Origin of the sequence: Reyranella sp., assembly GCF_036558665.1 — a bacterium.
Taxonomy (GTDB): Bacteria; Pseudomonadota; Alphaproteobacteria; order Reyranellales; family Reyranellaceae; genus Reyranella.
In genome coordinates this window covers 1-4,157 of record NZ_DATBFE010000086.1, presented here as the reverse complement: position 1 = coordinate 4,157, position 4,157 = coordinate 1, and the positions used below count along the sequence as shown (strand labels likewise).

Below are 4,157 nucleotides of genomic sequence, written 5' to 3'. Positions count from 1 at the left end.
TACGTTCGAGCGCAGTCGCATCGACGACCACGACCGTGCAGTCGGGTCGCCCGAAGAGGATGAAGTCTCGGGCGATCTCTTCGTCGGTCGAGGCAGAGAGCAGCGAGTAGGTGCCGGGGAGGTCGACCAACCGGTAAGTGGCGCCGTCGTGCACGAAGCGTCCTTCGGCGCGGCTGACGGTCTTGCCAGGCCAGTTGCCGGTGTGCTGCCTGAGACCGGTGAGCGCGTTGAACACGGTGGACTTGCCGGTATTGGGATTGCCGGCCAGCGCGACGGTGTATTGACGGCCGCGAACGTCATCGGGATCGACCACGCAATATTGATGCAGCGGGCAGTCCCGGCAAGGGCTGTGGAACAGGGTGCCGATCATGGCCTCACCGGCTGTCGGGTCCCGCGTCGCGCCGCTGCGCCACCAGAGGACGAGTGAGAACCTGCTCGGCCTGCTCCTTGCGCAGCGCAATCATGGTGCCGCGGACCTCATATGCATGAGCCGTGTCGTCCAGGTTTGCGAGCACGGCCCTGACCTGGGCGCCGGCCGTGAACCCGAGATCGAGCAATCGTCGGCGGCCGAGACCAGTGCAGCGCTCGGAGAGCGCCACGACTTCGGCCTGCTCACCCAGCCGCAGCCCGGCAAGGGTCGCCAAAGGCTTGCCGAGTTCTTCGCCGTCCGCGGCCGCACGTACATCGACATTGGCTGCGACCGCCGGCGCGAGGGCGAACCTTCCAGCTGACGTTTTGCAGATGACAGCCTTGGCGTCCCGGCCGATGACGCGAAGCACTGTCCCGGGCCGGAGCCCGGCACGGAGAGCCTCATTTAGGACTTGCCGAGGCTCGTCCTCGACGTGGACAACGACCGCGAGCCGATCAGGCGGCCAGTCGGTGAGTGGAGTGCGCTCGCGCGGCTGGAGCCCGCCCGTTGCGGTAGGGATCAGGTCGCCATGCGGATCAGTGCGGGGGTGTCCCAAATGATCCGCCAAGGCCTCGAGCTCGCCCGCCGCAAGGCGGTGCTCTGCGCGCTCGGCTGCGTCATGCAACCGATCGAGGGGCAATTGGCCGTCGTCGGCGAGATAGCGCTCCCAAAGCCGGTGCCCGCGCAGGACATGGAGTCCCAGATGTTCTCCGGCCTCGGTCAGCTCCAGCACGCCCGCGCGGGAGCGCACGTATCCCGCAGATTCCAGATCTCGAGTGAGATGCAGGGTCGAGGCCGGCGAGAGTCCCAGTCGACCCCCGAGCTCCGGGCAGGTGACAGTGCGTCCATCGTGCTTGGCACTATAAATCTGCTTGAGCGCGTCTTCCCGAAGAATTCGTTGGCGTCGGCGTCGCCACCTCCGGCCGAATTCAACAACTCCTACCAAAAGTAGGAGCCCAATGGATGATGCTAAGAGGGGAAGTGGCCACTCCATCTAGCGATCCTGACGATCTGCCACAGAATGCCTAGCCGCCGTTCATATTTCAGTCTGTCGGTCGGCTCGGCTTTGACATACCTCAAGACGGGATGCAGCCTCCGGATTCTCAGACTCGGCAGCCTGACGAGGCGCGCAGACCGCCTGCCGATGCGAAATATGGACCAAAGCCGGATGGCGCTGGCAGGTCCCCGGCTACAGCCAGCTTGCGCTGCGCACGAGCATGTAGACCGCGACCGCGAAGATGACGCCGGCAAAGGCGATGTTCAGTCGGCCGCGCGTCTTGCCCAGCGTAGCGGCGAGCTGCGCGCCGGCCACGCCGCCGAGCACGCCGCCGCCGATGAAGATCGCGGCGAGCCACCAGTCGACGAGGCCGGAGCGCGCGTAATTGGCCGCCGCCGTCACGCCGAACGCCGCCACCGCGATCAGGGAGGACGCCACCGCATCGAGGATCGGCATGCCGGTCGCGAGCATCAGCGCGGGCACGATGAGAAAGCCGCCGCCGATGCCGAAAAAGCCGGAGAGGGTGCCGGTCGCAAACCCGAGCCCGAGCAGCTTCGGCAGGTTCTCGCGGCTGAGCACCACCCCCTCGTCGCCGGCGACCGAGCGGCGCGCCAGCATCAGGCCCGCCACGACCAGCATCAATATCGCGAACAGCACCAGCAACTTCTGGCCGTCCACCAGCTTGCTCAGGCTCGAGCCGGCGAAGGCGCCGATCACGCCGGCGGCGGCGAGCACCGACGCGCAACGCCACTTCACCGCTCCCCGGCGTGCGTGCTGCGCCAGGTTGGCGGCGGCATTGACGGCGACCGCGAGCGCGCTGGTGCCGATCGCCACGTGCGCGCTCGGCACGCCGACCACGTAGATCAACAGCGGCACCGCCAGGATCGATCCGCCGCCGCCGACGAGCCCGAGCGAGAAGCCGACGAGCGCGCCGGACGCCACGCCGAGCGCGTCCTGGAGGAGCAATCCCGCCATCGCGACCGGCTCAGGCGGCGCTGCGTGCCGCGGCGCCGGCGGGGCGGTTCCACGGCGCGCGCTGCAGGATGAGCGCCATACCGCAGAACCCGGTCAGGCCGGCGAACACGAGCCCGCCGCCGACGAACAGCGGAACCGCGAGGAACCAGGGCGAGACCGTCAGGCCGAGGATCGTCCCGACGAGCGCCAGCCCGCCGGCGCCGATCTGCACCTGCCGCTGCAGCTCGATCGGCTGCCGGCGGTCCACGACGGTCGGCAGCCCGGCCTTGCGCCAGGCCTCGAGGCCGCCCTCGAGCATGAAGACGTCGCAGGTCGCGTCGGCCTTGGCGGCGAGCGCGGCGGCATTACTCGCCGTGCGCGCGCCGGAGCGGCAGTGGAAGATCACGGCGCGGCCGCGAAGGGCGGCGAGATCGCCCGCGTCGAGCTGCGAGAGCGCGAGATGCCGGACGCCCGGGATATGCTCGCGCGCGTGCTCGTCGCTTTCCCGGATATCCACGAGAACCGCGCCCTGGTCGAGGAGACGCTTGGCCTGATGCGGGTCGATGCTGCGCAGGGTCATGATGCTTACGTTCCTTTCTTGATCTTGCGTGCGGGACGGCAGAACAGCCGATGCAGGGTCGCGAGCAGCTCCTCGGTTCGTGCATCGCTGATGCGGTACCAGGCGGTCTGCGCGTCGCGCCGGAAGGCGACGATGCCCTCCTCGCGCATCTTCGCGAGGTGCTGCGACAGCGCCGACTGCGAGAGGCCGACCGCCTCGGCCAGCTGGGTGACGTTGGCCTCGCCCCATTCCACCAGCTTGCACAGGATCATCAGCCGGCGCTCGTTGGCCAGCGCCCGCAGCATGTCCGCGGCCTGCAGGGCCTTCTGCTCGAAGGCCGCGGTGTCGAAGCTCTTGAAGCCGATCATCGCCGTCCCATTATTTTAGGTATTGCTAATGTAGTGTATGCTAATATATAAAGCAAGTCCGGAAGCGATGCGACCAGGAGAGTTCCAATGTCAGGCAACCCGGCGATCCGCGCGTTCTTCGACGAGGCGACCAACACGTTCAGCTATCTGGTGGCCGATCCGGCGACCAAGCGCGCCGCCGTCATCGACCCGGTGCTCGACTACGACCCCAAGTCCGGCGAGGTGGATATCCGCTCGGTCGAGGCCGTGCTCGCGGCCGCGCGCGCGGCCGGGTTGACCGTCGTCTGGTCGCTCGAGACCCACGCCCACGCCGACCACCTCTCCGGCTCGCCCTACGTCAAGGCCAAGACCGGCGCCCGGATCGGCATCGGGGAGAACATCAAGGAGGTCCAGCGCATCTTCCGGCCGGTTTTCAACGCCACCGATCTGAAGACCGACGGCAGCGACTTCGATCACCTGTTCAAGGACGGCGAGCGCTTCAAGATCGGCGAGCTGGAGGCCGAGGTCATCTACACCCCCGGGCACACGCCCGCCTGCGTCAGCTACAAGATCGCGGACGCCGTGTTCGTCGGCGACACCTTGTTCATGCCCGATTACGGGACCGCGCGCGCCGACTTCCCCGGCGGCGACGCCCGCAAGCTCTACCGCTCGATCCGCCGGCTCCTGAGCCTGCCGCCGCAGACCCGCCTGTTCATGTGCCACGACTACAAGGCGCCCGGGCGGGACACTTACGCCTTCGAGACGACCGTCGACGAGCAGCGCAAGCGGAACGTGCACGTGCACGAGGGCGTCGGCGAGGACGAGTTCGTCGCCATGCGCAACGCGCGCGACGCCACGCTTTCCGCGCCCACGCTGCTGCTGCCGTCGATC

The 4,157-nt window shown here is 67.9% G+C and carries 6 protein-coding genes; 1 reads left to right on the top strand and 5 read right to left on the bottom strand.

Annotated elements, in window-relative coordinates:
* The 5 genes from VH499_RS14235 to VH499_RS14215 form a co-directional block, all read right to left on the bottom strand.
* On the bottom strand, window positions 1-370 hold a 370-nt coding region (locus VH499_RS14235), incomplete at its 3' end, for a FeoB small GTPase domain-containing protein (protein WP_332053400.1).
* Window positions 371-374: 4 nt separating this feature from the next.
* Complete coding sequence (locus VH499_RS14230; RefSeq protein ID WP_332053399.1) at window positions 375-1,160, bottom strand: FeoA domain-containing protein; 786 nt, start codon at window positions 1,158-1,160, stop codon at window positions 375-377.
* 438 nt (window positions 1,161-1,598) lie between these two features.
* A complete protein-coding gene (locus VH499_RS14225; protein ID WP_332053398.1) occupies window positions 1,599-2,381 on the bottom strand; it encodes a sulfite exporter TauE/SafE family protein in 783 nt (260 codons plus the stop codon).
* A 10-nt stretch (window positions 2,382-2,391) separates the two neighbouring features.
* Entirely contained in the window at window positions 2,392-2,940 is a 549-nt protein-coding gene (locus VH499_RS14220; RefSeq protein ID WP_332053397.1) for a rhodanese family protein, read from the bottom strand.
* Window positions 2,941-2,945: 5 nt separating this feature from the next.
* Entirely contained in the window at window positions 2,946-3,287 is a 342-nt protein-coding gene (locus VH499_RS14215; RefSeq protein ID WP_332053396.1) for a metalloregulator ArsR/SmtB family transcription factor, read from the bottom strand.
* A gap of 87 nt (window positions 3,288-3,374) precedes the next feature.
* Here VH499_RS14215 and VH499_RS14210 point away from each other — a divergent pair.
* Window positions 3,375-4,157: MBL fold metallo-hydrolase (locus tag VH499_RS14210; protein WP_332053395.1), on the top strand; the 783-nt coding region annotated here is incomplete at its 3' end.

Excerpts from the sequence above, each read along its gene's own strand:
- VH499_RS14225 (WP_332053398.1), bottom strand. The coding sequence starts at position 2,381 with ATGGCGGGATTGCTCCTCCAGGACGCGCTCGGCGTGGCGTCCGGCGCG.
- VH499_RS14220 (WP_332053397.1), bottom strand. The coding sequence starts at position 2,940 with ATGACCCTGCGCAGCATCGACCCGCATCAGGCCAAGCGTCTCCTCGAC.
- VH499_RS14215 (WP_332053396.1), bottom strand. The coding sequence starts at position 3,287 with ATGATCGGCTTCAAGAGCTTCGACACCGCGGCCTTCGAGCAGAAGGCC.